Origin of the sequence: Rhodococcus sp. EPR-134 (genome assembly GCF_001647205.1) — a bacterium.
Lineage (GTDB): Bacteria > Actinomycetota > Actinomycetes > Mycobacteriales > Mycobacteriaceae > Rhodococcus_F > Rhodococcus_F qingshengii.
The window spans coordinates 13,263-35,997 of sequence record NZ_LVCT01000195.1; the positions used below are offsets into that span (position 1 = coordinate 13,263).

The following is a 22,735-nucleotide window of genomic DNA, read 5'->3' on the forward strand; positions in this document are numbered from 1 at the left end:
GGCTACAGCAGCTTCGACAGGAAAGCCTTGGTCCGGTCGTGCTGAGGATTGGCCAGGAGTTCCCGCGGCTCGCCTGCCTCGACCACAACTCCCCCGTCCATGAACACCAACTGGTCGGCGACCTCGCGGGCGAATCCCATCTCGTGGGTGACGACCACCATCGTCATACCTTCTTTGGCCAACTGCTTCATCACGGTGAGAACTTCACCGACCAGTTCGGGGTCGAGCGCGGACGTCGGCTCGTCGAACAGCATGAGCTTCGGGTCCTATCGCGAGAGCGCGGGCGATGGCAACTCTTTGCTGCTGACCACCCGACAACTGGGCCGGGTAGGCGTTGGCTTTGGCGCTCAACCCGACCTGATCGAGGAGGTCCTTCGCTCGTTCGACAGCCTTCTTCTTACTGACGCGCTTCACCTGCGTCGGCGCTTCGATGATGTTCTCGAGAGCGGTGCGGTGCGGGAACAGATTGAAGTGCTGAAACACCATCCCGATGTCGCGGCGCTGTTTGGCCGCTGCTCGCGGGTGAAGTTCGTACAGTTTTCCGTTCTTCTCCGAGTAGCCCACCAGGTCGCCGTCGACGTACAGTCGGCCGGCGTTGACCTGCTCGAGGTGATTGATGCAGCGCAAGAACGTCGACTTGCCCGACCCGGACGGCCCGACGAGGCACAGAACTTGGCCGGGATCGATTTCGAGTGAGACCCCTTTGAGAACCTCGAGCGCGCCGAAGTTCTTACAGACCCGGTCTGCCTTGACCATCGGTGTCATCTGCGTTCTCCTCCTGGAATATCCGGGAGTGTCTCCACTACCGTTTCTTTGCCCTGTGCGTCGGCGAGTGCCTGAAGCTGGCGAGTGGTGAGCGTCCTCGTCGACCCTTTCGAATAGTGGCGTTCGACGTAGTACTGGCCGACCATGAGAACACTGGTCATTGCGAGGTACCACGTAACCGCGACCATCAAGAGTGGGATCGGCTCGAAATTTGCACCGGATATGTCTCTCGCTCGTCCGTAGAGTTCGGTACTCAACGGCACTGCGGTCACCAGCGAAGTCGTCTTGAGCAAGCTGATCAATTCGTTGCCGGTCGGTGGGATGATCACCCGCATCGCCTGGGGAAGGACCGTTCGCCGCATCGTCTGGCCCCACGTCATTCCCAAAGCCACTGACGCTTCGGTCTGACCTTCGTTGACCGAGGCGATACCTGCACGGACGATTTCGGCCATGTACGCCGCCTCGTTCAATGCGAGTCCGATGACTGCGAAGAGAAACGCCGCCTGGAGATCCTGCATGTCGAAATGCACGAACTGATGGACGAACGGAACGCCGAGATCGATGCTCTTGTATATGGAGGGGAAGAGACCCCAGAAGACGAGCTGGACGTAAACGGGCGTGCCGCGGAAGACCCACAAATACACCCAGGCAGCGGACTTCAGCACCGGGTTCGGCGACAGCCGCATTACCGCGAGGACGATGCCCAGAACGATCGCGGCTGCCATCGACAGAATTGTCAGTTGAATGGTGACCCAGGCGGCCTTCGAAATTCGAGCGTCGAAGAGGTACTGGCGGTAAGTCGCCCAGCCGAACTGTTCATTGGTCGCCGAACCGTAGATAAAGAGCCCTACCAGGACCACCACCACGACTGCTGCGACCCATCGGCCCGGTCTGCGCAGTGGGATCGCCTTGATCGGCGCCGGATCGCCAGTCTCAGTTGTTGTCATGTTCATCAGCTTTCCGCGCCGTTGATCTTGGATACTTCGATGACGCCGGCCTCGACACTCCAGGTCTGCGCGATCTGTTGATAGACACCGTTGTCGATCAGGTACTGCATTGCCTGCTGCAGGGCGGGACCGAGGGCGGAACCCTTCACGATCGGCCAGCCGTACGGCGCGGAATCAAAGGGCTGACCCGCAGCTTCCATCCGCCCCTTACTCCGTTTGATCGCGTAGCCGGTCACCGGTGAATCAGCGGACAACGCGTCGACTCGACCCAGGATGAGTGCGTTGGCCGCGTCGTCCTGACTGTCGTACTTGATCTTCTCGATGGGCGGCTTGCCCGCAGCAACGCATGCCTCGCTCTTGGCGGGTACTTCGTCGATGTCCTCGGTAGTTGTGGTCTGTACCGCCACTCGCAACCCACACGCATTGTTCGGGTCCACGGGATTGTCCGGCCGCTGAGCCCACTGGATACCTGCGCTGTAGTACGTGACGAAGTCGACCGACTTCTCCCGCTCCTTGGAGTCGGTGAACGAAGACATGCCGAGGTCGTAGCTTCCCGACTGGATAGCGGGGATGATCTTGTCGAAGTCGGCCTGGTTATAGACAGCTTCGACCCCGAGCACAGTCGCCACTGCGTTCATGATGTCGACGTCGAAGCCGACGATTTTGCCATTCTCATCTTTGAATTCGTTTGGTGCGTAAGGAATGTTGACCCCGACCTGCAGCTTGCCCGACTCCCTGACGTTCGGGGGCAACAGGGCGGCGATCTCGGGCACCTTCTGGATGTCAAGTGGCGGCCCCTCCGGAACGAGGCCCTCGTTGTTGGTCACACACCCGCCGCACAGTGCGACGATCAAGCCCACCAACAAGACTCGCACCACGTTGGTGCGGATACGCCCGCCACTGCTCGAGCCATAACTCACGCCACGTGGCCTTGGTGCCCGTGCGTTTTCATCGACCACGACTCTGCTCTCCACTCGTCGATCGCCGCACTTGCAACGTCCATCCGAAATTCAGTCGAACGGTAGGTTACGGCAGGAGTTCCACCGTCGCCGACTTCGCAAGATTCCGGCCTGTCGTACAAGAATCAGCGACGCAGAGTGTGTGCGTACACGACTTCGGAAAATTCGCTGGTCGATGCCAAACCGCCGAGGTCGGCGGTCGCGATGCCCGACGCGATGGTCGTGCGAACGGCATCTGAAATCCGGCGTGCTGCCGCAGACAACAACCGATCGCCACGCGCATCACCGAGCCAGTCGAGCATCATTGCACTCGAGAGGAACAGTGCCGTCGGGTTCGCCCGATTCTTCCCGGCGATGTCGGGTGCGGCACCGTGCGCAGCCTGAGCCATGACCTGCGTCTCGGAAGCGTTGATCGACGGCGCGGTTCCGAGTGAACCGGACAGCTCGCCCGCCAGATCCGACAAGATGTCGCCGAACATGTTTTCCGTCACCACGACATCGAAGTCGCCGCCGCGCCGAACCAGGTGCGCCGCCATCGCGTCGACGTGCTCGTCGTCGACGACTACGTGTGGGTACTCCGCAGCGACGGTTCGGCAGGCGTCACGGAACAGGCCGGTGGTCAGTGTGAGGACGTTGGCTTTGTGGACGATCGTGACGTGATTGCGCCGTCGCGACGCCAACGCGAAGGCAGTGCGTGCGATCCGTTCACACGCAGCGCGGGTGAACACACCGACGGCCAGCGCGATGTCGGGCGTCGGCATGAATTCACCACTGCCGACTGCCATGTTCCGATCCGCGTACAACCCCTCGGTGTTCTCGCGGACGATCACCAGATCCATGTCGGGGACCATCGCCTTGACACCGGGGAACGCCGCTGCCGGTCGGATGTTCGCGAACAGCTCGAACTTCTTCCGGATGACGCCGCCGGGTGTGAGTTGTCCGCGAAACCTCTCCGGATAGGACGCACTGTCGTGGGGTCCGAGAATCCAACCCTGCAGCTGCCCCAACCCATCGATGGTCTCGTCGGGAATCGGCGTGCCGTGGCTGTCGATGGCCGTACTCCCGAGCGGAAGCTCGACCCACTCGACGGGCGGAGCATGAACCGCTGACAACGCCGCATCCACGATCTGCCGTGTCGCCGGGACGATTTCGTGGCCGATTCCGTCGCCGTGCATGAGCCCCAGCCGCATGGCCGAAGTACCGATTGCGCTCGCACCTGTCATCAGGCAATCATTGCTCACCATGGTCCAGTCGGTGGAATTGCTCCTCGATCCAATGAGTGAGTCGGCAGTGCGAGCACAATGGCAGCTACTCGCCGACGCCGGTTTACCGAGTCAGGCCTCTCATCACAGCCCGTCCAACCGTCCGCACATCACGCTGTTCGTCGCCCGTGAGATCCCCGCGGAGATCGACGAACTGTTGAAGCGGCGCTTCTCGGCCCCGGACTTCGAGGTCCGACTCGGTGGCTACGTCGTGTTCGGCGGCAAGCAGATGGTCTTGGCGCGCTCGGTCATTCCTTCGCGCGCACTCCTTCACCTGCACCGAGAAATAGCCGAGTCAACAGTTGGCTCGACGGCACTTCCCGCCCACGTCGAGCCCGGCGCGTGGACGCCTCATGTAACGCTCGCCCGACGCGTCGAACCTGCACGTCTGGGTGAAGCCATCGCCCTGCTGGGCACCGACGTGATTCAAGGGCGCTGCGGCGCGATCAGGCGCTGGGACGGCGAACAGAGGACGGAGTGGTTACTGACGCCGCCGCTGTGACAGATCGGGTTGCACGTCGGGTCACCAGGATTCCCGCGATCACCGCGAGTGCACCAACCGGCTGATTCCAGCCAACGCTTTCGTTCAAGACTATTGCGCCGAGAGCGACGCCCACCACTGGACTGAGATAAGTGACGGTGGACGCCGCAGTCGGCCCCCACCCCTGAACGACATTGGTGTTCCAGATGAATGCGAGCCCGGTCCCCAGTGCGCCCAGAGCGATCATCGACAGGACAATTGCCGGCGTCACGTGCATCGGTGTATTCGCGATGACCGGTGAGGCCAGAACCATCACGAAAGCTCCGATACTGATCTGTAATAGCGCGACTGTGCGGGTGTCGACGCCGAGAGGAAGCACGAAACGTCTGAGGTAGACAAACGAAATCCCGTACGACGCAGTCGCTCCCAGGCAAGCGACCTGAGAACTGACACTTCCGCCGACGCCGAGATTCCACGGCGCCAATACGATCAGCACCCCACCGAATCCGAGAAGCAACCCCAGCGATTTGTATCGCGTCAGCGTCTCCCCCGGCAGAAAGGCAAGGGAGACAGCCATAGTCATCAGTGGCGTGGTGGCGTTGTAGATGCTCGCGAGTCCCGAGGACATGTTTTGCTCCGCCCAACTGAACAGCAGCCACGGCACGATGCATTGTGTCGCTGCGAGAAAAGCCATGTGTTTCCAGACGCGAAAGTCCCTCGGTAGGCCGATCCGGCTGACCGATGTCACGAGAACCAGCGCGAGCGCACCGAAGACCAAGCGCCACAGAACTACCTGCGTGAAGGACAGACCTTCGAGCCCGATCTTCATGAAGAGGAAACTAGCTCCCCACACCACCGCAGCTGCGGTGTATTGAAAGGCCAGACTTGCCCTCAAAGGGTGAAGTCTCCGTGCGGACTGACGTCGTGACGAGTGTCGGGCGTTCGGCCGGCAAGAGCTAGTACGTTCAGGACCAGTAGGACCAAGACGCTGACGACGATGATTGCCATGTGTCCAGCCTGACGGAATGTCCCACGTGGCAGTAGTGGCAGAAAAGCCAGACTTGGACGATTTTCTGCCACTTTCCTGTTTTTCTGTCACACTCGAAAGATGCTCGCGAAAGTGGTGGTCCCACTGATGCCGATGACCGAGGCGTTCGAACTCGGCGTGGCATGTGAAGTCTTCGGCTTCGACCGATCCGACGACGGCCTCCCCACGTACGACTTCTCTCTGATCGCCGCGGTTCCGGGTCCGATCCGAACGCGGTTCGGGTACAACATCGATGTTCCGTACAACCTCGATTCTCTCGACGACGCCGATCTCATCGTCGTGTCCGCCGGCGGAACCTACGACGCCGGCGACGCGTACATGTGCTCACCGAGTCCCGACTCGAGTGTCGATCCCCTGTTGGTCAAACTCAACGAGGCCGTAGCCCGGGGCGCCAAGGTGGCGAGTCTGTGCACCGGAGCGTTTGTCCTCGGGGCGGCTGGACTACTGGACGGAAGGCGATGCACGACGCATTGGCGGCATGCAGAGAGGCTTGCCCAGACATATCCGGAAGCCAAGGTCGATCCGGACGTGTTGTACGTGGACGAAGATCCGGTGTTCACCAGCGCAGGCACCGCGGCAGGAATCGACCTGTGCCTGCACATCGTCCGAAAAGAACAGGGTTCTCGCGTTGCCAATGGCATCGCGAGAAGGATGGTGGTGCCGCCCCATCGTGACGGTGGGCAAGCCCAGTACGTTGCCACTCCCCTCGCCTCGACGCCGAGTGCAACCCTTGCCCCGCTCCTCGACTGGATGACGGAGAACCTCGCCCTCGACCTCACTGTGGGCATGGTCGCGGCCCGCGCGAACATGTCCGCGCGCACGTTCGCGCGCCGTTTCCAAGCGGAAACGGGAACAACCCCCGCCCGCTGGCTCAGCGATCAGCGAGTACTGGCCGCCCAACACCTCCTCGAGAATTCCGACCTCTCCGTCGACGTCATCGCAGAACGCGTCGGATTCGGCGGCGGTGCCGTGCTTCGCCAGCACTTCATTCGTCTGCGTTGCACCACGCCGCAGGCCTACCGCCGGACGTTTCGGGCGACCGAGAACGCAAGCTGAAATCGGCTCAGGGAAGAATCAGCGGTTCCGGGGCGTTGCACACACCAACAGCCCGCACAATGGAAAGGACCCCTGTGGCCACCCAGACACTCACCCAGCAGAACTTCGACGAAACGATCAACGGCAGCGACGTCGTCCTCGTGGACTTCTGGGCCTCCTGGTGCGGCCCGTGCCGCCAGTTCGCACCGACGTTCGAAGCCTCTTCGGAGAAGCATGCCGACGTCGTTCACGCCAAGGTCGACACCGAGGCCGAGCAGGGAATCGCAGCGGCCGCCAACATCCGCTCCATCCCCACGATCATGGCCTTCCGCGAAGGCGTACTCGTGTTCAACCAGGCCGGCGCGCTTCCCGCCGCTCAGCTCGAAGAGCTCGTCACTCAGGTCAAGGCACTCGACATGGACGAGGTCCGCAAGCAGATCGCAGAGCAGACCGCATCTGCTGAATAGCGTGAAAAGGCTGGGCCGGAATCGAAGTCGATTCCGGCCCAGCCTTTTTCGTTGCTGCCTAGTGAGCCGCGCTGTCCCAGCTTCGACCGGTTCCCACCGAAACATCCAGAGGTACTGACAGCTCGATGGCTGTGGCCATCTTGTCCTTGACCAGCGCGGTGACCTCCTCCAACTCGGAGGCAACCACTTCGAGCACCAATTCGTCGTGCACCTGCAACAGCATGCGCGACTTCAATCCGGCGTCGGCGAGAGCCTTCTGCACGTTGATCATCGCCACCTTGATGATGTCGGCCGCAGTGCCCTGGATCGGCGCATTGAGGGCAGCACGTTCGGCAACCTCACGACGTTGACGGTTGTCGCTGTTGAGGTCCGGCAGGTAGCGACGACGACCGTAGAGCGTCGAGGTGTAGCCGTCCTTACGTGCCTGCTCGACCACCGCGTGGAGGTAATCCCGCACGCCGCCGAAACGAGCGAAGTACGCATCCATCTGCTGCTTCGCTTCTTCGGTCGAAATCTTCAGCTGCGACGCCAATCCGTAGGCACTGAGCCCGTAGGCCAGACCGTACGACATCGCCTTGACCCGGCGACGCAGTTCAGGAGTCACCTCTTCGATCGGTACACCGAATGCACGCGAGCCGACAAAGCTGTGCAGGTCCTCACCGGTGTTGAATGCCTCGATCAGCCCCTCGTCGCCTGACACGTGCGCCATGATGCGCATTTCGATCTGGCTGTAGTCGGCAGTGAGCAGAACGTCGAACCCCTGCCCGACTACGAATCCGTCGCGAATCTCGCGCCCCGCGTCGTTTCGCACCGGGATGTTCTGCAAGTTCGGATCGGTCGACGACAGGCGTCCGGTCGCGGCAACCGTCTGATTGAACGTCGTGTGAATGCGTCCGTCTTCGGCTACGGCCTTGAGAAGACCGTCGACGGTCACCTTCATACGCGTCGCATCACGGTGCGCGAGAAGGTGTTCGAGGAACGGGTGTCCTGTCTTGTCGAACAGACCCTGCAACGCCTCGGCGTCGGTGGTGTAGCCCGTCTTCGTCTTCTTCGTCTTGGGCATGTCGAGTTCTTCGAACAAGACCACCTGCAGCTGCTTCGGCGAACCCAGGTTGATCTGCTTGTCGATCACCTCGTAGGCCGAGTTTGCGGCGTCGGCGACCTGGGAGGCGAAACGGCTCTGAAGATCGTGCAGATGCGCGCTGTCGACGGCGATGCCGGTGGCCTCGATCTGAGCGAGCTCGATCGTCAACGGCAGTTCCATGTCGGAGAGGAGCGACTTGGATTCGATCGACTCCAACTCGGTGTCCAGTGCAGCCGCCAAGTCGAGAACGGCCTGAGCGCTGAGCATCGCGGTCTCGGCCGCTTCGGCATCGAGCTGTTCGGTGTCGTCGAGCAGTGAAAGCTGTTCCTGGCCGGATGTTTCGGCGCGCAGTTCACGCTTGAGGTAGCGGAGCGAGAGGTCGTCGAGATTGAAGCTGCGCTGGCCCGGCCGGACGAGGTACGCGGCCAGAGCAGTGTCGCTGGTCAGTCCACCGAGCGTCCAACCGCGCCCACGCAGAGCATGGATCGCCCACTTGGCTTCGTGCAGCGCCTTCGGCTGTGATGCGTCGGCGAGCCAATCACCGAGAGCTGCTTCGTCTTCCGGTGTTGCCGTCGACGCCGCGATGTATGCACATTCACCGTCGGAGGCCGCGATCGCGAGTGCAGTGACGTCGCCGGCAAACGGAGTTCTGGTTCCGAGCACCGTCACGCCGTGACGCTCACCGGTTCGTGCGTGGGCGTCGAGCCACGCGGCAACCGCACCCGGGGCGAGTGCGTCGCCGCTGACCTCGAACCCTTCCTCTGCTTCGGGCTCGGACGACGACAGGGTCGCGAACAGTCGATCGCGGAGAACCTTGAACTCGAGATCGTCGAACAACGCATGAATCTTCTCGCGGTCCCACGGGGCCAACACCAACTGCTCGGGCGTGTACGGCAAGGGAACGTCGCGAACCATTTCGGTGAGCTGACGATTGAGCAGGACGTTCGCGAGGTTCTCCCGCAGTGAGTCGCCCACCTTGCCGCGGACCTTGTCCACGTTGTCGACCAGTCCCTCCAGCTCGCCGTACTCATGGATCCACTTGGTGGCGGTCTTCTCGCCGACGCCGGGGATGCCGGGGAGGTTGTCACTCGGGTCGCCGCGCAGTGCAGCAAAATCGGGATACTGCGCCGGGCTGAGGCTGTACTTCTCCTCTACGGCCGTCGGCGTGAATCGGGTGAGCTCCGAGACACCCTTCTTCGGGTAGAGCACAGTGACGTTGTCGGTCACCAGTTGCAGCGAGTCACGGTCACCGGTCACGACGAGAACCCGGTATCCGAGGGCCTCCGCCTGCGTGGTCAAGGTGGCGATCACGTCGTCGGCTTCGAAACCTTCCTCGGCCATGACCGGGATGCCCAGCGCGCCGAGAACGTCCTTGGTGATGTCGATCTGGCCCTTGAATTCGTCCGGAGCCTTCGCGCGCTGCGCCTTGTATTCGGGGAACAGGTCGGCGCGAAACGTCTGACGCGACACGTCGAAGGCCGCGGCCAGGTGGGTGGGCTGCTCGTCACGAAGAAGGTTGATCAACATCGACGTGAAGCCGTACACCGCGTTGGTGGCCTGCCCACTGTGTGTCTTGAAGTTCTCTGCAGGCAGCGCGTAGAAGGCGCGAAACGCCAACGAATGCCCGTCGAGAAGCATCAAGAGAGGGCGATCGTCCGCCTTGCCGGTGGTGCCGGCTGGAGCGGTGGACGTGCTGGACCGAGTTGTGGTTGCGGGGCTCACGGTTCATCAGTCTAGGGATCGCGACCGACATCGACGCCTTCGCCGTTGTTTACGCAGGAACAGACACAAGAATCGGACAATTGATGCAGCCTTCGGCCTTCGATACGGAACCGAAACATCCCGGAAATCTCAGAACCCCATCTGAAGCGAACGGAGCCGTTAGAGTCCGGAAATCGCAGCAGCGAAACAATCCCTCTGCTGCGCGGCACCTTTGTCCAGACGCGCTATTCCCGACCCGCTCGGAGGACGTACGTGGCCCCACCCGTAGTGAAACGGCAGACCCTCGCGACACTCAGCCGACTACTGGCCTTTGCATTACTGACGTTCTTCGCATTACTCAGCCTGGCCGGAACTGCTTCGGCTCAGGAACCGACCACTTCCCCTACACCGCCGACCCCGACAGCATCCGCAACACCGACAGCACCGGTTCCCGACAACGCTGTCCCCGTCAGCGGAAATCTCAACAACGGTGGCACACGCCTCGAGGGCGTCACCGTCCGTGCGCTCGATTCTTCCGGCACGGAAGTCGCCACCGGAGAATCGGCATCGAACGGCCGTTGGGAACTGGCCGTGGCACCGGGCACCTACGCCTTCGAGATCGTTGCCGACACACTTCCCGACGGGGTCAGTGTGCAAGCCGCTGTCGAACGCGAGGTGGTGGCCGGCCGCGCGAACACCGTGATCTTCTCGTTCGGCGAGGTACGTACCGCCTCGAATGTCAGCTTCGGCGAGAAGCTGATCCGCACGACGGTCGACGGTCTGCGGTTCGGCCTCGTGATCGCGATCGCCGGTGTGGGTTTGAGCCTGATCTACGGCACCACTGGCCTGACCAACTTCGCTCACGGCGAGATGGTGACGTTGGGAGCCGTTGCTGCCTGGGTGATCAACACGTCCTTCGGCGTTCCGCTGATTCCCGCCACGATCCTCGCGATCTTCGTCGGCATCGGCATCGGCCTGCTGACCAACGGAATCGTCTGGAAACCACTGCGTAAGCGCAAGACCGGGTTGATCGCGCAATTGGTGGTCTCGATCGGTCTCGCGATTTCATTGCGTTACTTGATCCTGATCTTCTTCTCCGACCGCGCAGAACCGTTCGACGACTACCAGGGCCAGGTCGAGAAGAACTGGGGCCCGATCGCACTGACCGACGCCAACGCGATAGTCATGATCGTCAGTCTGGTCGTCCTGGTCGGCGTCGCACTGCTTCTGCAGAAGACTCGCATCGGAAAGGCCATGCGTGCCGTCTCCGACAATCGTGACCTCGCCGCTTCGTCCGGAATCAACGTCGAGCGCGTGATCATGTTCGTTTGGGGTCTCGGCGGCGGATTGGCCGCCCTCGGCGGTGTGCTGTTCGGCATCTCCGAACTCGGCGGACGCGTCCAGTGGGAAATGGGATTCAAACTGTTGCTGCTCATGTTCGCCGGAATCACCCTCGTTGGTCTGGGAACCGCGTACGGGGCGCTACTCGGCTGCGTCATCGTCGGACTTCTGGTCCAACTCTCGACGCTCATCATCAACCCAGACCTCAAATACATCGGCGGACTTCTCGTCTTGATCGTGATCCTCGTGGTTCGCCCCCAGGGCATCCTCGGATCCAGACAAAGGATCGGGTGACGAACATGGACATCATGGGAGCTTTCCAGGTTTCCTTCGCCCAGCTGATCGGGCCGTCGGCAATCTTCTACGCACTGTTGGCAATCGGGTTGAACCTGCACTTCGGCTACGCCGGGCTGCTCAATTTCGGTCAGATCGGTTTTGCCCTTCTCGGCGGCTACGGCGTCGGCATCATGACCGTGACCTACGACCAGCCGCTCTGGCTCGGCATCCTCGTCGGACTCACCGCAGCCGGGCTCCTCGCGCTCGTGCTCGGTATCCCGACGCTGCGTCTGCGCGCCGACTATCTCGCCATCGTGACCATCGCGGCCTCGGAGATCTTGCGTCTGATCTTCCGCTCGACCGCGTCGGATTCGGTGACCGGTTCCACCAATGGCCTGTTCGGTTTCGCAGACCCGTTCACCGCACTGAGCCCCTTCGACTCGGCCAAGCAGTACTCATTTCTCGGCGTGAAGTTCTACGGAGACGACCTCTGGTCGATGGTCGTGGGGTGGACGCTGGTCTTGATCTTGTGCGGATTTGTCTACCTGTTGACGCACAGTCCGTGGGGGCGCGTCCTCAAGGCGGTTCGCGAAGACGAGGACGCAGCGCGATCGTTGGGCAAGAACGTTTTCGTGTACAAGATGCAGGCGCTGGTTCTCGGCGGCGTGATCGGTGGTCTGGCCGGGGTGTTCAACGCTTTGCAGACCAAGTCCATCAACCCGGACTTCTACTCGACCGCGCAGACGTTCTTCGCGTTCGGCGCACTGATTCTGGGCGGGGCGGCAACGGTGTTCGGCCCGGTGGTCGGCGCAATGTTGTTCTGGTTCCTCCTCGCCATCCCTGATGCCTTGCTGCGTCAGGCGATCTCCGGCGAGAATCCGCTGCTCTCGCTGACCGAACAACAGGTCGGGGCCACCAGGTATGTCCTGCTCGGATTGATGATTGCTCTCCTGATGGTCTTCAGACCGCAGGGAATACTGGGTAACAAGCGGGAGGTGCAACTCAATGCTTGACGCCGATACCAGAGCACAGATCTTTGCCGACGTTCCTCACCTTCCCGGATCGGCGAAACCCGACCCGGTGTTGGTCGCTGACAACGTCTCGCGGACGTTCGGCGGTCTCAAGGCCGTCGACGTCGATCACCTCGAGATTCAACGAGGGTGCATCACGGGTCTGATCGGTCCAAACGGTGCCGGAAAAACGACTCTCTTCAACCTCCTTACCGGATTCGACCGGCCGGACACCGGTACGTGGTCGATGGACGGTCAATCGCTGGGCCGCATGTATCCCCACCAGGTAGCCAGGAAAGGAGTGGTACGGACGTTCCAGTTGACCAAGGCGCTCTCCAAACTCACCGTGCTGGACAACGTACGTCTCGGTGCCACCGGCCAACGTGGTGAACGCATTTTTGCATCTCTCGTCCCGTGGATCTGGAAAGGCCAGGAACGCGAGATCACCGAACGCGCCAACGAACTCCTCGCACGATTCAAACTCGACACCAAGGCAGACGACCTCGCCGGTTCACTCTCCGGTGGGCAGCGCAAACTGCTCGAAATGGCTCGCGCACTCATGACCTCGCCCTCGGTGGTGATGCTCGACGAACCGATGGCGGGGGTCAATCCTGCTCTGACGCAAAGCCTGCTCGGACACATCAAGTCATTGCGCGACGACGGAATGACCGTCGTGTTCGTCGAGCACGACATGGACGTGATCCGAGACATCAGCGATTGGGTGGTGGTCATGGCGCAGGGCAGCGTCATCGCCGAATCCACCCCGGACGAACTCTCGTCCAACACAGCCGTCGTCGACGCATATCTGGGCAGCCACCATGACCAGGCCCTCGAGTTCGACGACAACGGAAATCCGGTGGGCGAGACGGCCGTTCTGGCCGCCGCCCTGGCTGAAGCCGAGGTCGAAACCCTCGAGTCGGGCGGGGACCTGTCGGAACCCGACGTCGACAACCTTCCGGCCGATCTCGCCGCGACGCTGGAATCGAGTCCCGAGGAACCGCGCGGAAGGCACGAGAAGCCATGAGCGAGAACCACGCACGTTCACTCACGCCTGCAGAGTTCGCCGCGACGGCCGAGGAGCATCAGCGACTGTCGGCAGGTGCCCTGCTCCGCGCCGACAGCCTCGTCGCGGGCTACATTCCCGGCGTCAACATCCTGCGTGAATGCAACTTCTTCCTGAAGGAAGGGGAAATCGTCGGGATCATCGGACCGAACGGCGCAGGCAAATCGACACTCCTGAAATCACTGTTCGGACTGATACCGGTACGCGAAGGGTCGGTCACCCTACGCGAGGACAACATCACGTCTGCGCCCGCTCACGTCCTCGTTCAGAAGGGAGTCGGGTACGTCCCTCAAACGCAGAACGTCTTTCAGACTCTGACCATCGAAGAAAACCTCGAAATGGGCATTTATCTGCGTCCCAAGGCATTCGCGGAACGATTCGCCTTCGTGAGTGAACTATTCCCTCTTCTGAGTGAACGACGAAAGGTGAAGGCCGGCGCACTCTCGGGTGGCGAACGCCAGATGGTCGCGATGGGCCGGGCCCTGATGATGGATCCGTCGGTGCTGCTGCTCGACGAACCGTCCGCGGGCCTGTCCCCCATGTTCCAGGACGAGGTGTTCATCCGCTGCAAGAAGATCAATGCTGCCGGTGTCTCGGTCATCATGGTCGAGCAGAACGCGCGCCGCTGCCTTCAGATCTGCGACCGCGGTTACGTACTCGATCAGGGTAAGAACGCGTACACCGACACCGGCGCCAATCTGATGAACGACCCCAAGGTGATCGAGCTGTACTTGGGAACGCTTGCCGGAAGCAAAGAGAAGTAGGACAGACACGAGAATGGGCCAGGGTCGCGAGACCCTGGCCCATTCTCCTTGGCTGCTTACTTGCCCACCACCACGAATCCTTCTGTGGTCAGGGTGTTCTCAGGGCCGAACTTGAGCTTTCCGTACGAACCGATGGACGGCTCCCCCGAATCGTTGAAGTCCAACTCACCGGTGATGCCGTCGTAGTCGATGTCGGTTCCCGCCTTCACCAACGGCAGGCACTCGACGTAGGACGTGCACTTGGTGCCGCCTTCGGTGACGCTGTTGATGTTGGCCGCGATGTCGGTACCGGCCGTCGACTTCGCCTGCTCGGCAGCGAGCGCTGAGATCACCACCGCGTCGTATGACTCTCCGGCGTAGTTGAAGTCGATCAGAGAGGGGTTCACAGCCTTCAGACGATCCTGGAAGGCAGCTCCGACGTCCGTCAGGGGCGTCGTTCCCTGCATGGTGTCGAGCAACGGCTTCGCCACGGATTCGCCGAGAGCGTTGCCCATGTTGCCGTCGACGCCGTACATCGCCATTCCGTCCGACGGGCCGATGCCCACTTCGTGCATGCGCGTGATGATCTTCGCCGACTCTTCGAAGCCCACCAGTGCCACTGCATCCGGATTGAAGTTCTTGACTTGATCGACTTCGGAGTTGAACGACTGCGCGTTCGGGTCGTAGATGATCTTCTCGATCTGATCGGAGGGGACACCCGAATCGATCAGATTCTTTTCGATGTTGTCCGCCAGACCCGTCCCGTACGGGTCGTTGAGGGCCATGATCGCTACGCGCTGACCACCGTCGTCCGAAATGAGCTGTGCGACGGCCTGAGCCTGCAGTACGTCCGTCGGAGCGGTGCGGAAGTACATGCCCTTGTCTGGGTAGCAGACGAATTGGTCCGAGGTGTTGGCAGGCGAGAACATCACGACGCCTGCGCTGGCGATCTTGTCGATCACCTTGAGCGAGACCGAAGACGACGCGGCGCCGACGATGACCTGAGTGCCTGCAGCCAATTCGCGGTCGACGGTGGTATTGGCGGTGTCCGTTGTGGTGTCACCCGAATCGCCGGGAATCAGCTGGACCGGTTGGCCGAGAACGCCTCCGGCTGCATTGACGTCGTTGACTCCCAGCTGGGTGCCCGCGACCATCGGCGGCCCGAGGAACGACAAGCTGCCTGTATCGGGAAGAAGCGTGCCGATGCGCAGCGCTTCCGTGGACGGGGTGGCGCCGGCCTTGGCCTGCTCCGGGGTGCAATCAGTCGTGACGGATGTCGTCGCGGCAGAAGCGCCGGACGTAGAGCCACTCGAAGACGAGTCATCCGACTTGTCCGAGCTACAGCCTGCAAGTGCCAGTGATGCCGCGCCGAGAACTGCAGCAGTACGCACAAGTGTTCGTCTAGCCATCCCACGCTCCTAAGATCAGCCGGTGCTCGCGCCACCCGAACTGGCGCTCGCTGTGGGATCAGACGCTAGACCTTGGAACCGTTTCGCGATCCTTCAAGAAAGCCCTGTGACCTGACTGTTATCTGAAGGTGCACAGTGTTTACACGGCTGTAGCGCTGCGCGACGTTTCGACGGTCGACGCAGCAACCGGGTAACCCGGACACTTTGCTCAAGCGTCCGGTTCACCGCCCAGAGTTTCCAGTACGACCTGTGCGACCGCCTTCATCGTGGAGCGCCGATCCATCGCGGCGCGCTGAATCCACTTGAACGCCTCAGGTTCGGTGAGCGCTTGGCGAACCATCAGAACACTCTTGGCTCGCTCGATCAGCTTGCGTGCTTCGAGCCGGTCCGAAAGATCAGCGACCTCACGCTCGAGCGCCGTCACCTCGCGGAAACGACTGACCGCCAATTCGACAGCGGGAACGAGGTCACTGATCGAGAACGGCTTGACCAAGTAAGCCATGGCGCCGGCATCGCGTGCGCGCTCGACCAACTCGCGCTGACTGAACGCTGTGAGAATGACAACAGGAGCGATGCGTTTGGCGGCAATCTCCGAAGCGGCGTCGATGCCGTCTCTCCTGGGCATTTTCACGTCCATGATGACCAGATCAGGCTTGAGCGACTCGGCCAACTCCACCGCGACCTGCCCGTCACCCGCCTCACCGACGACGTCGTAGCCCTCTTCGCGGAGCATCTCGACCAGATCCATGCGGATCAACGCCTCGTCTTCAGCGACGACAACACGACGGGGTGCGAGCTGATTGCCTTGCGGCTGCGGCGAATTCATGGCCACCATCCTCCTCCATCGAACCGCCCCGACACGAGACGCGAACGATTAGAGGGTACCGGTGTTTGACATTGAAATCGCATCTTCTAATGTAGTCATCGCAACAAGCCCTCGTATCCCAATTGGCAGAGGAAACGGATTCAAAACCCGTCCAGTGTGAGTTCGAGTCTCACCGAGGGCACCACCTGCCGCAGCTGGCCGCACCGCAAGGTTTCGGCATTCGGCTGTACCCCAGATCGACCGCCGTTAGATTCGATCCATGAACGGTCACCGGCTGATTGCTCTGCTCGGAGCCATATCGATTCTCGCGCTGCTCACCGGGTGTCAAACAGACGGCCAATCCAATACTGCCGGCCAATCCAATACTGCCGGCGAATCTTCCACCCAGGCCGTCCTCGATGCTGCAACACAGACAGGCACCGTTCAGGTCGGCACTCCCCCGATCGATGCCCCACCATCCGAGATCTCCACGCTTGCTCCGCTCCCGAACGACACGGAGATCCCTTCACCGAATCCGCGCGTCGACGTGACCGAGATCGACGTAACCGATCACGACGGTTTCACCCGAGTCACCTACCGATTCGACGGAAATGGATCAGTGTTCTGGAAAACCGAATACGTCAGCGAAGCAATCCGAGCGGGAGACAGCACAGTCGTGGACGTCGGAAGTCGATCGATACTTCAAGTCGACCTGATGGGAGTCCAATCGGATTCGTCGCTCAACTCCGTATCTCACGAGGGCGAAAACATCACGCGCATAGACAGTGCAGCCAGGAACAGTGCGATCCTGCAGTCGTTTGTCGGCACGGTCGACATCCGTCCGGCATACACCGTATCGGCATCCGATTCACCGTCCCAGTTGACGATCGACATCCCCACAGCACACAGCTGACTGTCGATTACCCAATTGCGCGCTCAGCTCAGCCATTCCAGCGCAGCGGTGCTCGACGCGGTAATTCGGTTATCGAGGGGCGGATGAATACTCCGTCTCGAAACCGAGGTCTCACAATCGATCCGAGGCGATTGCGGGGTCCGGTTCAACACGACTGTCATGATTCTCACTGCATGCCCGAACGTCCGCTGATCGAACTGCTGCTGCCAGTGTTTGTTCCAGCAGGACTGCCACCGTCATGGGGCCGACGCCACCCGGCACTGGTGTGATCGCACCGGCATGTGGGAGCGCAGCGGCGTACTCCACGTCTCCGACGTTGCCCTCGTTGTACCCCGCATCGATCACCACTGCCCCAGGCTTGATCCACGCCCCTTTGATCAGTTCCGGAACACCGACGGCCGCGATGACGACGTCTGCCGAGGCGACGTGGGCGGCCAGGTCGACGGTTCGCGAATGGCAGTACGTCACCGTTGCGCCTCGACGCAGGAGGAGCATTCCCATCGGCAATCCGAGTATCGGGCTTCGGCCGACCACGACAGCATGCTTTCCGGTGAGTTCGACGCCTGTGGCGTCGAGGAGGCGCAGGATGCCACTCGGTGTACATGATTCGAATCCCCCACCGGTCAACGCCATTGCCGCGAACGCTGCCGAGGTAACGCCGTCAACGTCTTTGTCGGCCGAGATGGCATCGAACGCGGCCCGTTCGTCGATGTGGCCTGGCACCGGGTGTTGCAGCAGTATGCCGCCGATCGAAGGGTCCGCCGACAACGCTCTCAGCACGTCGACCAGTTCTTCGGTGGTTGTACTCACCGGGAGTTCGACCGTCCGCGACGTCATTCCGACGGCGACAGATCGTTTGGCCTTCATCTGTACATACGCCTTCGAGGCCGGGTCCGCTCCCACGATGACGGCGGCCAGGCAAGGAACGTGCCCCGCCTCATCACGAAACTGCCTGGTGCGCACTGACAGGTCCGCGAGCGCAGCATCGGCAATTGCGCGTCCGTCGATTATTCGAGCGGGCGCGGTCTGGGTCGACAGATTCTTGGTAGAGACGTTTTCGGTAGGCCGATTCTCGGTAGACATGAATCCCCCTTCACACAAGATGTGTGAAGCACCCAGGCGGTCGATGCCTCGCGATGTGCACTCCCCGGTGGTAATTCCCACCCGCGCCAGTCGTGCTTGGTCAGCGTACTGCGCGTTTGTCTCACTGCCACGAAACGCATCCGGAACGCCGCTCTCAAAACGAGACAAATCGACATAACCTATCAATAGGTAACGATCTGACCTGCAGTTATTCCATCCCAAGCAATTAGATGGCACGATGGGGGCAACCGCACGGGCACCAAGCATTGGAGGCACCGATGGACAACGGCAAGATAAACCTGACCTATGACGGTCGGGTGTCACTGAGCTTCCAACTGGCGATTCCGCACGCACCGGACAAGGTCTGGAAAGTGATAACGGAACGCGAGTACCTCGACGCCTGGTTCCCGGCGGACGTCGATTTCAACCTCACTCCAGGCGCGGATCTGCTGTTCAAGGTGACCCCGGAACAAGTCGAGCGATTCGGACTGCCAGCAGATCACGTGACGCGCGGGACGGTCATCAGCGTCCACCCGCACCGAATTCTCGAATTCCTCTGGGACGCAGATACTCTGCATTGGGAACTGGCACCGGACGGCACCGGCGGTTGCTGGCTGACCCTCACCCACACGATGGAAGACGAAGAGTCCGCGTACGCCCACGCTGCCGGCTGGCACGCGGGCTTGGAAGTTGTTGCGGCCCAACTCGATGGACGCGAAGTCGACTGGTCTCCGTGGGACCGCGCCGACGAACTCTCACCGCAATATCGCAAGTCTGCTTGATTCTGGGCCCGAGTTCAGTCTCGGGCCCGCATCTCATTCCCCTTTGCGCGGGAAATGCCTGATCATTCCTTCTTGGACCACCGTCGCCAACAGCAGTCCTTCCACCGAGAAGTACCGTCCGGTTGCCAGACCGCGCGAACCTGCGGCGACCGGCGATTCGGTGGCGTACAGAACCCAGTCGGTGAACCGGAACGGGCGATGGAACCAGATCGAATGATTGACCGTCGCCGCGACGATACGATCATGACCCCAGGACAAACCATGAGTGGTCAGAATCGAATCGAGCACGGTGGTGTCGGACGAATATGCCAGCGTCGCAGCGTGAATGAGCGAATCGTCCGGCAGATCACCGTCGGGGCGCATCCATACCCGATTGTGGTTGAGTTTCTCGCCGGTGCCCTTGAGGATCCACGCCGGATCGTTGGCGTACCGCATGTCGATCGGCTTGAGCGCCGCACTGAAATGCGGCAGTTTCTCCTCGTACCCCACCAGATGATCGCCGATGGGAGGCAACGACTCCGGAAGTGGAACATCCGGGATCTCGACAGCATGGTCGAGCCCCTTGCCGGAGTCCTGGAACGCCGCGAGCATCACGAACAATTCGTTCTCACCCTGATAGGCAGTCACCTGACGGTTGGCGAACGCCCGCCCGTCGCGATGACGATCCACCCGATACTCGATGGGCGCCTTGACATCTCCGCCGCGAATGAAATGGGCATTCACCGCATGGATGGGGCGATCACCGTCGACGGTCCGCCCGGCGGCCATCAGTGCCTGAGACACCAACTGACCGCCGAACGTCCGCGAACCTACCTGTTTCGGGTGGTATCCACGGAACGCGTCTTCACCGATCTGCTCCAGATCCAACAGACCGAGGAGAGTACCGAGGTCGGTGGACGCGTTCGCGTGGGTCACTCAGTGGTCCTCTTCGCCGATACGGTGGACGTGAATGAGGTTGGTGGAACCGACAGTTCCCGGAGGGGATCCGGCAACGATGACCACGAGGTCGCCCTTGACGTACCGCCCGAGGGAGAGCAACGCACTGTCCACCTGACGCACCATCTCGTCGGTGGTGGCCACCGCATCGACCAGGAACGTCTCGGTTCCCCACGTCAGCGTCAGCTGACTGCGCACCGCGGGCAGCGGTGTGAAGGCGAGCAACGGCAGCGGCGTGTGCAGACGAGCCAGTCGACGCACCGTGTCACCGGACTGAGTGAACGCAACCAAGGCCTTGGCGTCGAGACGTTCGCCGATGTCGCGTGCTGCGTACGAGATGACACCGCGCTTGGTGCGCGGGACGTGGGTCAACGGTGGGACACGGGTTGATTCGTTCTCGACGGCCTCGACGATGCGGGCCATGGTGCGAACGGTTTCCATGACGTACTTGCCCACCGAAGTCTCGCCCGAGAGCATGACTGCGTCGGCGCCGTCGAGAACGGCGTTGGCGACATCGGATGCCTCTGCGCGAGTGGGACGTGAGTTCTCGATCATCGACTCGAGCATCTGCGTCGCGACGATGACCGGCTTCGCGTTCTCACGAGCAATCTGGATTGCGCGCTTCTGAACGAGCGGGACCTGCTCGAGCGGCAACTCGACACCGAGGTCACCGCGGGCGACCATGACGGCGTCGAACGCGAGCACGATGGCTTCGAGATTGTCGATGGCCTCGGGCTTCTCGAGCTTCGCGATGACGGGAACGCGGCGCCCGACTCGATCCATGATGGCGTGAACCAATTCGACGTCCGCCGGTGAGCGAACGAAGGAGAGTGCAATGAAGTCGACACCCAGCTTGAGAGCGAACTCGAGGTCGGCGATGTCCTTGCCCGACAGGGCTGGAACGGAGACGTTCATACCGGGCAGTGAGAGGCCCTTGTTGTTGCTGACCGGACCGCCTTCGGTGACCCGACAGACGACGTCGTTGCCGTCGATGGACGTGACGACCAGGCCGACCTTTCCGTCGTCGACCAGCAGTCGATCGCCGGCCTTGGCGTCGCGCGCCAATTCCTTGTACGTGGTCCCGACGCGATCGTGCGTTCCCTCGACGTCGTCGACGGTGATACGAACCTCTTCACCGTTGGCCCAGGTGGTCCGCTCGTCCTTGAATCGGCCGAGGCGAATCTTGGGCCCCTGAAGGTCGGCGAGAACACCGACGGCCTTTCCGGTGGCGTCCGACGCGGCGCGGACGCGAATGTAGTTTTCTTCGTGATCGGCATGCTCGCCGTGGCTGAAGTTGAGGCGCGCCACGTCCATGCCGCTCTCCACGAGCTCACGGATGCGGTCGCCAGAAGCTGTCGCAGGTCCAAGTGTGCATACAATTTTTGTCCGTCGGTTCACGGCTCGAGCCTAGTCGCTACCCCACCGCACTTCTATCCGGCATTTGCGACCTGCACTTTCTGTACTTACTCGATTCAGTTGGTCAGCTCACGAACAGCGGAAATGCCTTTGGATGAACCGGAGCCGGAAGCGCCGACTCGCCTGTGAGAAACACGTCGACGGCACGTGCGGCCGACCGTCCCTCGGCAATCGCCCACACGACCAGCGACGCCCCGCGATGCGCGTCGCCGCAGACGAATACGCCGGGTGTCCGGGTCTGCCACCCGACATCACACTCGATTCTGCCGAGTGGATCGGTGCCGACATCAAGGTCGGTGAGCAGTGGGGCGGTTTCGACGCCGTCGAAACCCAGAGCGAGCAAGACCATCTCGCACACCAGATCCGTCGTGTCGCCGGTCTCCACCAGGGTCCGTTGTCCGTCCTTCGCTCGTGACACGGCTACCGGAACCATCCGGATTGCGCGGACCGCACCCCCACCGTCGTCGAGAAATTCCTGCGCCGCCCATCGGAATCGTTTGTCACTGCCCTCCTCGTCCGCCGGCGAGGTGCGCAGGACCCGCGGCCACAACGGCCATGGGTCGCGATCTCGATCGCGGCGTGCCGGAGGTGGGACGTGGTAGTCCAATTCCGTCACCGAGAGCGCACCCTGGCGATGCACCGTGCCGAGGCAGTCGGCGGCCGTGTCGCCGCCACCGATGATCACGACGTTCTTACCTCGCGCCGAGATGCTCGACGCACCGTCACCCTCGCATTCGCGGTTGGCCGCACGCAGGTACGTCATCGCACGATGGATTCCGCGAAGACTACGACCCGGTACGTCGGTGTCTCTGGCACGATCAGCCCCGACCGCCAGGACTACCGCCTCGAATTCCGTCGAGAGGTCGTGCGCGCTCACGTTCACTCCGACGGCGCAGTCGGTGACGAACCTGGTCCCCTCGGCGGTCAGTTGGTCCAGCCGCCGGTTGATGAGGGCCTTGGGCAACTTGAATTCCGGAATTCCGTAGCGAAGCAGTCCCCCGATCCGATCGCTCCGCTCGAACACCGTGACACTGTGTCCGGCTCGTGTCAGTTGTTGAGCCGCGGCCAGTCCCGCCGGTCCCGAACCGACAACCGCAACACAGTTTCCGCTGTGAACTACCGGTGCCTGCGGCCCCAACCAACCCGACTCCCAGGCGTTGTCGACGATTGCCTGTTCGATGCGCTTGATGGTGACACCCCCCGACGTGT

At 61.7% G+C, this 22,735-nt stretch carries 20 protein-coding genes, 1 tRNA gene, 1 pseudogene and 1 riboswitch; of the genes and pseudogenes, 10 read left to right on the plus strand and 12 right to left on the minus strand.

The genetic code is table 11. The annotated features are described in order from the left end of the window. Nucleotides 1-2: 2 nt before the first annotated feature. The 4 genes and pseudogenes from A2J01_RS08845 to A2J01_RS08860 all read right to left on the minus strand — a co-directional run bounded on the left by A2J01_RS08845 (nucleotide 3) and on the right by A2J01_RS08860 (nucleotide 3,894). Nucleotides 3-765, minus strand: a pseudogene (locus A2J01_RS08845) (amino acid ABC transporter ATP-binding protein). Then, complete coding sequence (locus A2J01_RS08850; RefSeq protein WP_003944035.1) at nucleotides 762-1,718, minus strand: amino acid ABC transporter permease; 957 nt, start codon at nucleotides 1,716-1,718, stop codon at nucleotides 762-764. Before A2J01_RS08850 ends, A2J01_RS08845 begins: the two are co-directional and overlap by 4 nt. Beyond that, a complete protein-coding gene (locus A2J01_RS08855; RefSeq protein WP_370852737.1) occupies nucleotides 1,718-2,632 on the minus strand; it encodes an ABC transporter substrate-binding protein in 915 nt (304 codons plus the stop codon). Before A2J01_RS08855 ends, A2J01_RS08850 begins: the two co-directional genes overlap by 1 nt. Before the next feature lie 164 nt (nucleotides 2,633-2,796). Further along, nucleotides 2,797-3,894: an isocitrate/isopropylmalate dehydrogenase family protein gene (locus A2J01_RS08860; RefSeq protein ID WP_039972997.1), complete on the minus strand. Its 1,098-nt coding sequence runs from the start codon at nucleotides 3,892-3,894 to the stop codon at nucleotides 2,797-2,799. Between A2J01_RS08860 and A2J01_RS08865 the strand changes: the two genes are divergently transcribed. Next, entirely contained in the window at nucleotides 3,860-4,435 is a 576-nt protein-coding gene (locus A2J01_RS08865; protein ID WP_197494185.1) for a 2'-5' RNA ligase family protein, read from the plus strand. The genes A2J01_RS08860 and A2J01_RS08865 overlap by 35 nt on opposite strands. Here A2J01_RS08865 and A2J01_RS08870 read toward each other — a convergent pair. Further along, nucleotides 4,380-5,309, minus strand: coding sequence for a DMT family transporter (locus A2J01_RS08870; protein WP_064112540.1), 930 nt, complete (start codon nucleotides 5,307-5,309; stop codon nucleotides 4,380-4,382). The two genes, A2J01_RS08865 and A2J01_RS08870, sit on opposite strands and share 56 nt — an antisense overlap. A gap of 213 nt (nucleotides 5,310-5,522) precedes the next feature. Between A2J01_RS08870 and A2J01_RS08880 the strand changes: the two genes are divergently transcribed. Both A2J01_RS08880 and trxA read left to right on the plus strand, forming a co-directional pair. Continuing rightward, complete coding sequence (locus A2J01_RS08880; protein WP_003944097.1) at nucleotides 5,523-6,518, plus strand: helix-turn-helix domain-containing protein; 996 nt, start codon at nucleotides 5,523-5,525, stop codon at nucleotides 6,516-6,518. A 74-nt stretch (nucleotides 6,519-6,592) separates the two neighbouring features. Continuing rightward, entirely contained in the window at nucleotides 6,593-6,964 is a 372-nt protein-coding gene (gene trxA, locus A2J01_RS08885) for a thioredoxin (RefSeq protein WP_003944106.1), read from the plus strand. A gap of 58 nt (nucleotides 6,965-7,022) precedes the next feature. Here trxA and polA read toward each other — a convergent pair whose 3' ends face one another. Further along, nucleotides 7,023-9,770: a DNA polymerase I gene (polA, locus tag A2J01_RS08890; protein WP_064112541.1), complete on the minus strand. Its 2,748-nt coding sequence runs from the start codon at nucleotides 9,768-9,770 to the stop codon at nucleotides 7,023-7,025. A gap of 303 nt (nucleotides 9,771-10,073) precedes the next feature. On the opposite strand from polA, the gene A2J01_RS08895 reads away from it, so the two are divergent. The 4 genes from A2J01_RS08895 to A2J01_RS08910 are packed head-to-tail and all read left to right on the plus strand — an operon-like array spanning nucleotide 10,074 to nucleotide 14,203. Then, on the plus strand, nucleotides 10,074-11,384 hold the full coding sequence (locus tag A2J01_RS08895; RefSeq protein ID WP_231915744.1) for a branched-chain amino acid ABC transporter permease: 1,311 nt from the start codon (nucleotides 10,074-10,076) through the stop codon (nucleotides 11,382-11,384). A 5-nt stretch (nucleotides 11,385-11,389) separates the two neighbouring features. After that, nucleotides 11,390-12,379 carry a branched-chain amino acid ABC transporter permease gene (locus A2J01_RS08900; protein ID WP_003944088.1) on the plus strand — a complete coding sequence of 330 codons (990 nt, stop codon included), beginning with the start codon at nucleotides 11,390-11,392 and terminating at the stop codon, nucleotides 12,377-12,379. Beyond that, nucleotides 12,372-13,400 carry an ABC transporter ATP-binding protein gene (locus A2J01_RS08905; RefSeq protein ID WP_029255470.1) on the plus strand — a complete coding sequence of 343 codons (1,029 nt, stop codon included), beginning with the start codon at nucleotides 12,372-12,374 and terminating at the stop codon, nucleotides 13,398-13,400. The genes A2J01_RS08900 and A2J01_RS08905 overlap by 8 nt, the downstream gene beginning before the upstream one ends. Next, a complete protein-coding gene (locus A2J01_RS08910) occupies nucleotides 13,397-14,203 on the plus strand; it encodes an ABC transporter ATP-binding protein (protein ID WP_007728720.1) in 807 nt (268 codons plus the stop codon). The genes A2J01_RS08905 and A2J01_RS08910 overlap by 4 nt, the downstream gene beginning before the upstream one ends. Nucleotides 14,204-14,259: 56 nt before the next feature. Here A2J01_RS08910 and A2J01_RS08915 read toward each other — a convergent pair whose 3' ends face one another. Then, nucleotides 14,260-15,591 (minus strand): ABC transporter substrate-binding protein, encoded by a 1,332-nt coding sequence (locus tag A2J01_RS08915; protein ID WP_003944031.1) that lies wholly within the window; start codon nucleotides 15,589-15,591, stop codon nucleotides 14,260-14,262. Nucleotides 15,592-15,799: 208 nt separating this feature from the next. Next, nucleotides 15,800-16,417: an ANTAR domain-containing response regulator gene (locus A2J01_RS08920; RefSeq protein WP_003944029.1), complete on the minus strand. Its 618-nt coding sequence runs from the start codon at nucleotides 16,415-16,417 to the stop codon at nucleotides 15,800-15,802. A 107-nt stretch (nucleotides 16,418-16,524) separates the two neighbouring features. Between A2J01_RS08920 and A2J01_RS08925 the strand changes: the two genes are divergently transcribed. After that, nucleotides 16,525-16,601: transfer RNA gene (locus A2J01_RS08925), tRNA-Leu, on the plus strand. Between the two features lie 75 nt (nucleotides 16,602-16,676). Further along, nucleotides 16,677-17,309 carry an AMIN-like domain-containing (lipo)protein gene (locus tag A2J01_RS08930; RefSeq protein WP_064112543.1) on the plus strand — a complete coding sequence of 211 codons (633 nt, stop codon included), beginning with the start codon at nucleotides 16,677-16,679 and terminating at the stop codon, nucleotides 17,307-17,309. A 111-nt stretch (nucleotides 17,310-17,420) separates the two neighbouring features. Here the strand turns inward: A2J01_RS08930 and A2J01_RS08935 are convergent, their stop codons facing one another. Further along, complete coding sequence (locus A2J01_RS08935) at nucleotides 17,421-18,392, minus strand: bifunctional 5,10-methylenetetrahydrofolate dehydrogenase/5,10-methenyltetrahydrofolate cyclohydrolase (RefSeq protein ID WP_064112546.1); 972 nt, start codon at nucleotides 18,390-18,392, stop codon at nucleotides 17,421-17,423. A 23-nt stretch (nucleotides 18,393-18,415) separates the two neighbouring features. Further along, nucleotides 18,416-18,496, minus strand: a riboswitch (ZMP/ZTP riboswitch). Nucleotides 18,497-18,670: 174 nt separating this feature from the next. On the opposite strand from A2J01_RS08935, the gene A2J01_RS08940 reads away from it, so the two are divergent. Next, nucleotides 18,671-19,174: an SRPBCC domain-containing protein gene (locus tag A2J01_RS08940; RefSeq protein ID WP_003944006.1), complete on the plus strand. Its 504-nt coding sequence runs from the start codon at nucleotides 18,671-18,673 to the stop codon at nucleotides 19,172-19,174. 33 nt (nucleotides 19,175-19,207) lie between these two features. On the opposite strand, the gene A2J01_RS08945 is transcribed toward A2J01_RS08940, so the two are convergent. The 3 genes from A2J01_RS08945 to A2J01_RS08955 form a co-directional block, all read right to left on the minus strand. Continuing rightward, nucleotides 19,208-20,089 carry an acyl-CoA thioesterase gene (locus A2J01_RS08945; RefSeq protein WP_003944096.1) on the minus strand — a complete coding sequence of 294 codons (882 nt, stop codon included), beginning with the start codon at nucleotides 20,087-20,089 and terminating at the stop codon, nucleotides 19,208-19,210. Continuing rightward, nucleotides 20,090-21,508, minus strand: a complete 1,419-nt coding sequence (gene pyk, locus A2J01_RS08950) for a pyruvate kinase (protein ID WP_003944038.1) — start codon at nucleotides 21,506-21,508, stop codon at nucleotides 20,090-20,092. A gap of 82 nt (nucleotides 21,509-21,590) precedes the next feature. Beyond that, nucleotides 21,591-22,735 (minus strand): glutamate synthase subunit beta (locus A2J01_RS08955; protein ID WP_064112544.1); only part of this gene is annotated, 1,145 nt, incomplete at its 5' end.

Coding starts and splice junctions, on each gene's coding strand:
- A2J01_RS08850 (WP_003944035.1), bottom strand. CDS start 1,718: ATGAACATGACAACAACTGAGACTGGCGATCCGGCGCCGATCAAGGCG.
- A2J01_RS08865 (WP_197494185.1), top strand. CDS start 3,860: ATGGCCGAAGTACCGATTGCGCTCGCACCTGTCATCAGGCAATCATTG.
- A2J01_RS08860 (WP_039972997.1), bottom strand. CDS start 3,894: ATGACAGGTGCGAGCGCAATCGGTACTTCGGCCATGCGGCTGGGGCTC.
- A2J01_RS08880 (WP_003944097.1), top strand. CDS start 5,523: ATGCTCGCGAAAGTGGTGGTCCCACTGATGCCGATGACCGAGGCGTTC.
- A2J01_RS08900 (WP_003944088.1), top strand. CDS start 11,390: ATGGACATCATGGGAGCTTTCCAGGTTTCCTTCGCCCAGCTGATCGGG.
- A2J01_RS08905 (WP_029255470.1), top strand. CDS start 12,372: ATGCTTGACGCCGATACCAGAGCACAGATCTTTGCCGACGTTCCTCAC.
- A2J01_RS08910 (WP_007728720.1), top strand. CDS start 13,397: ATGAGCGAGAACCACGCACGTTCACTCACGCCTGCAGAGTTCGCCGCG.
- A2J01_RS08915 (WP_003944031.1), bottom strand. CDS start 15,591: ATGGCTAGACGAACACTTGTGCGTACTGCTGCAGTTCTCGGCGCGGCA.
- A2J01_RS08920 (WP_003944029.1), bottom strand. CDS start 16,417: ATGAATTCGCCGCAGCCGCAAGGCAATCAGCTCGCACCCCGTCGTGTT.
- A2J01_RS08930 (WP_064112543.1), top strand. CDS start 16,677: ATGAACGGTCACCGGCTGATTGCTCTGCTCGGAGCCATATCGATTCTC.
- A2J01_RS08935 (WP_064112546.1), bottom strand. CDS start 18,392: ATGTCTACCGAGAATCGGCCTACCGAAAACGTCTCTACCAAGAATCTG.
- A2J01_RS08940 (WP_003944006.1), top strand. CDS start 18,671: ATGGACAACGGCAAGATAAACCTGACCTATGACGGTCGGGTGTCACTG.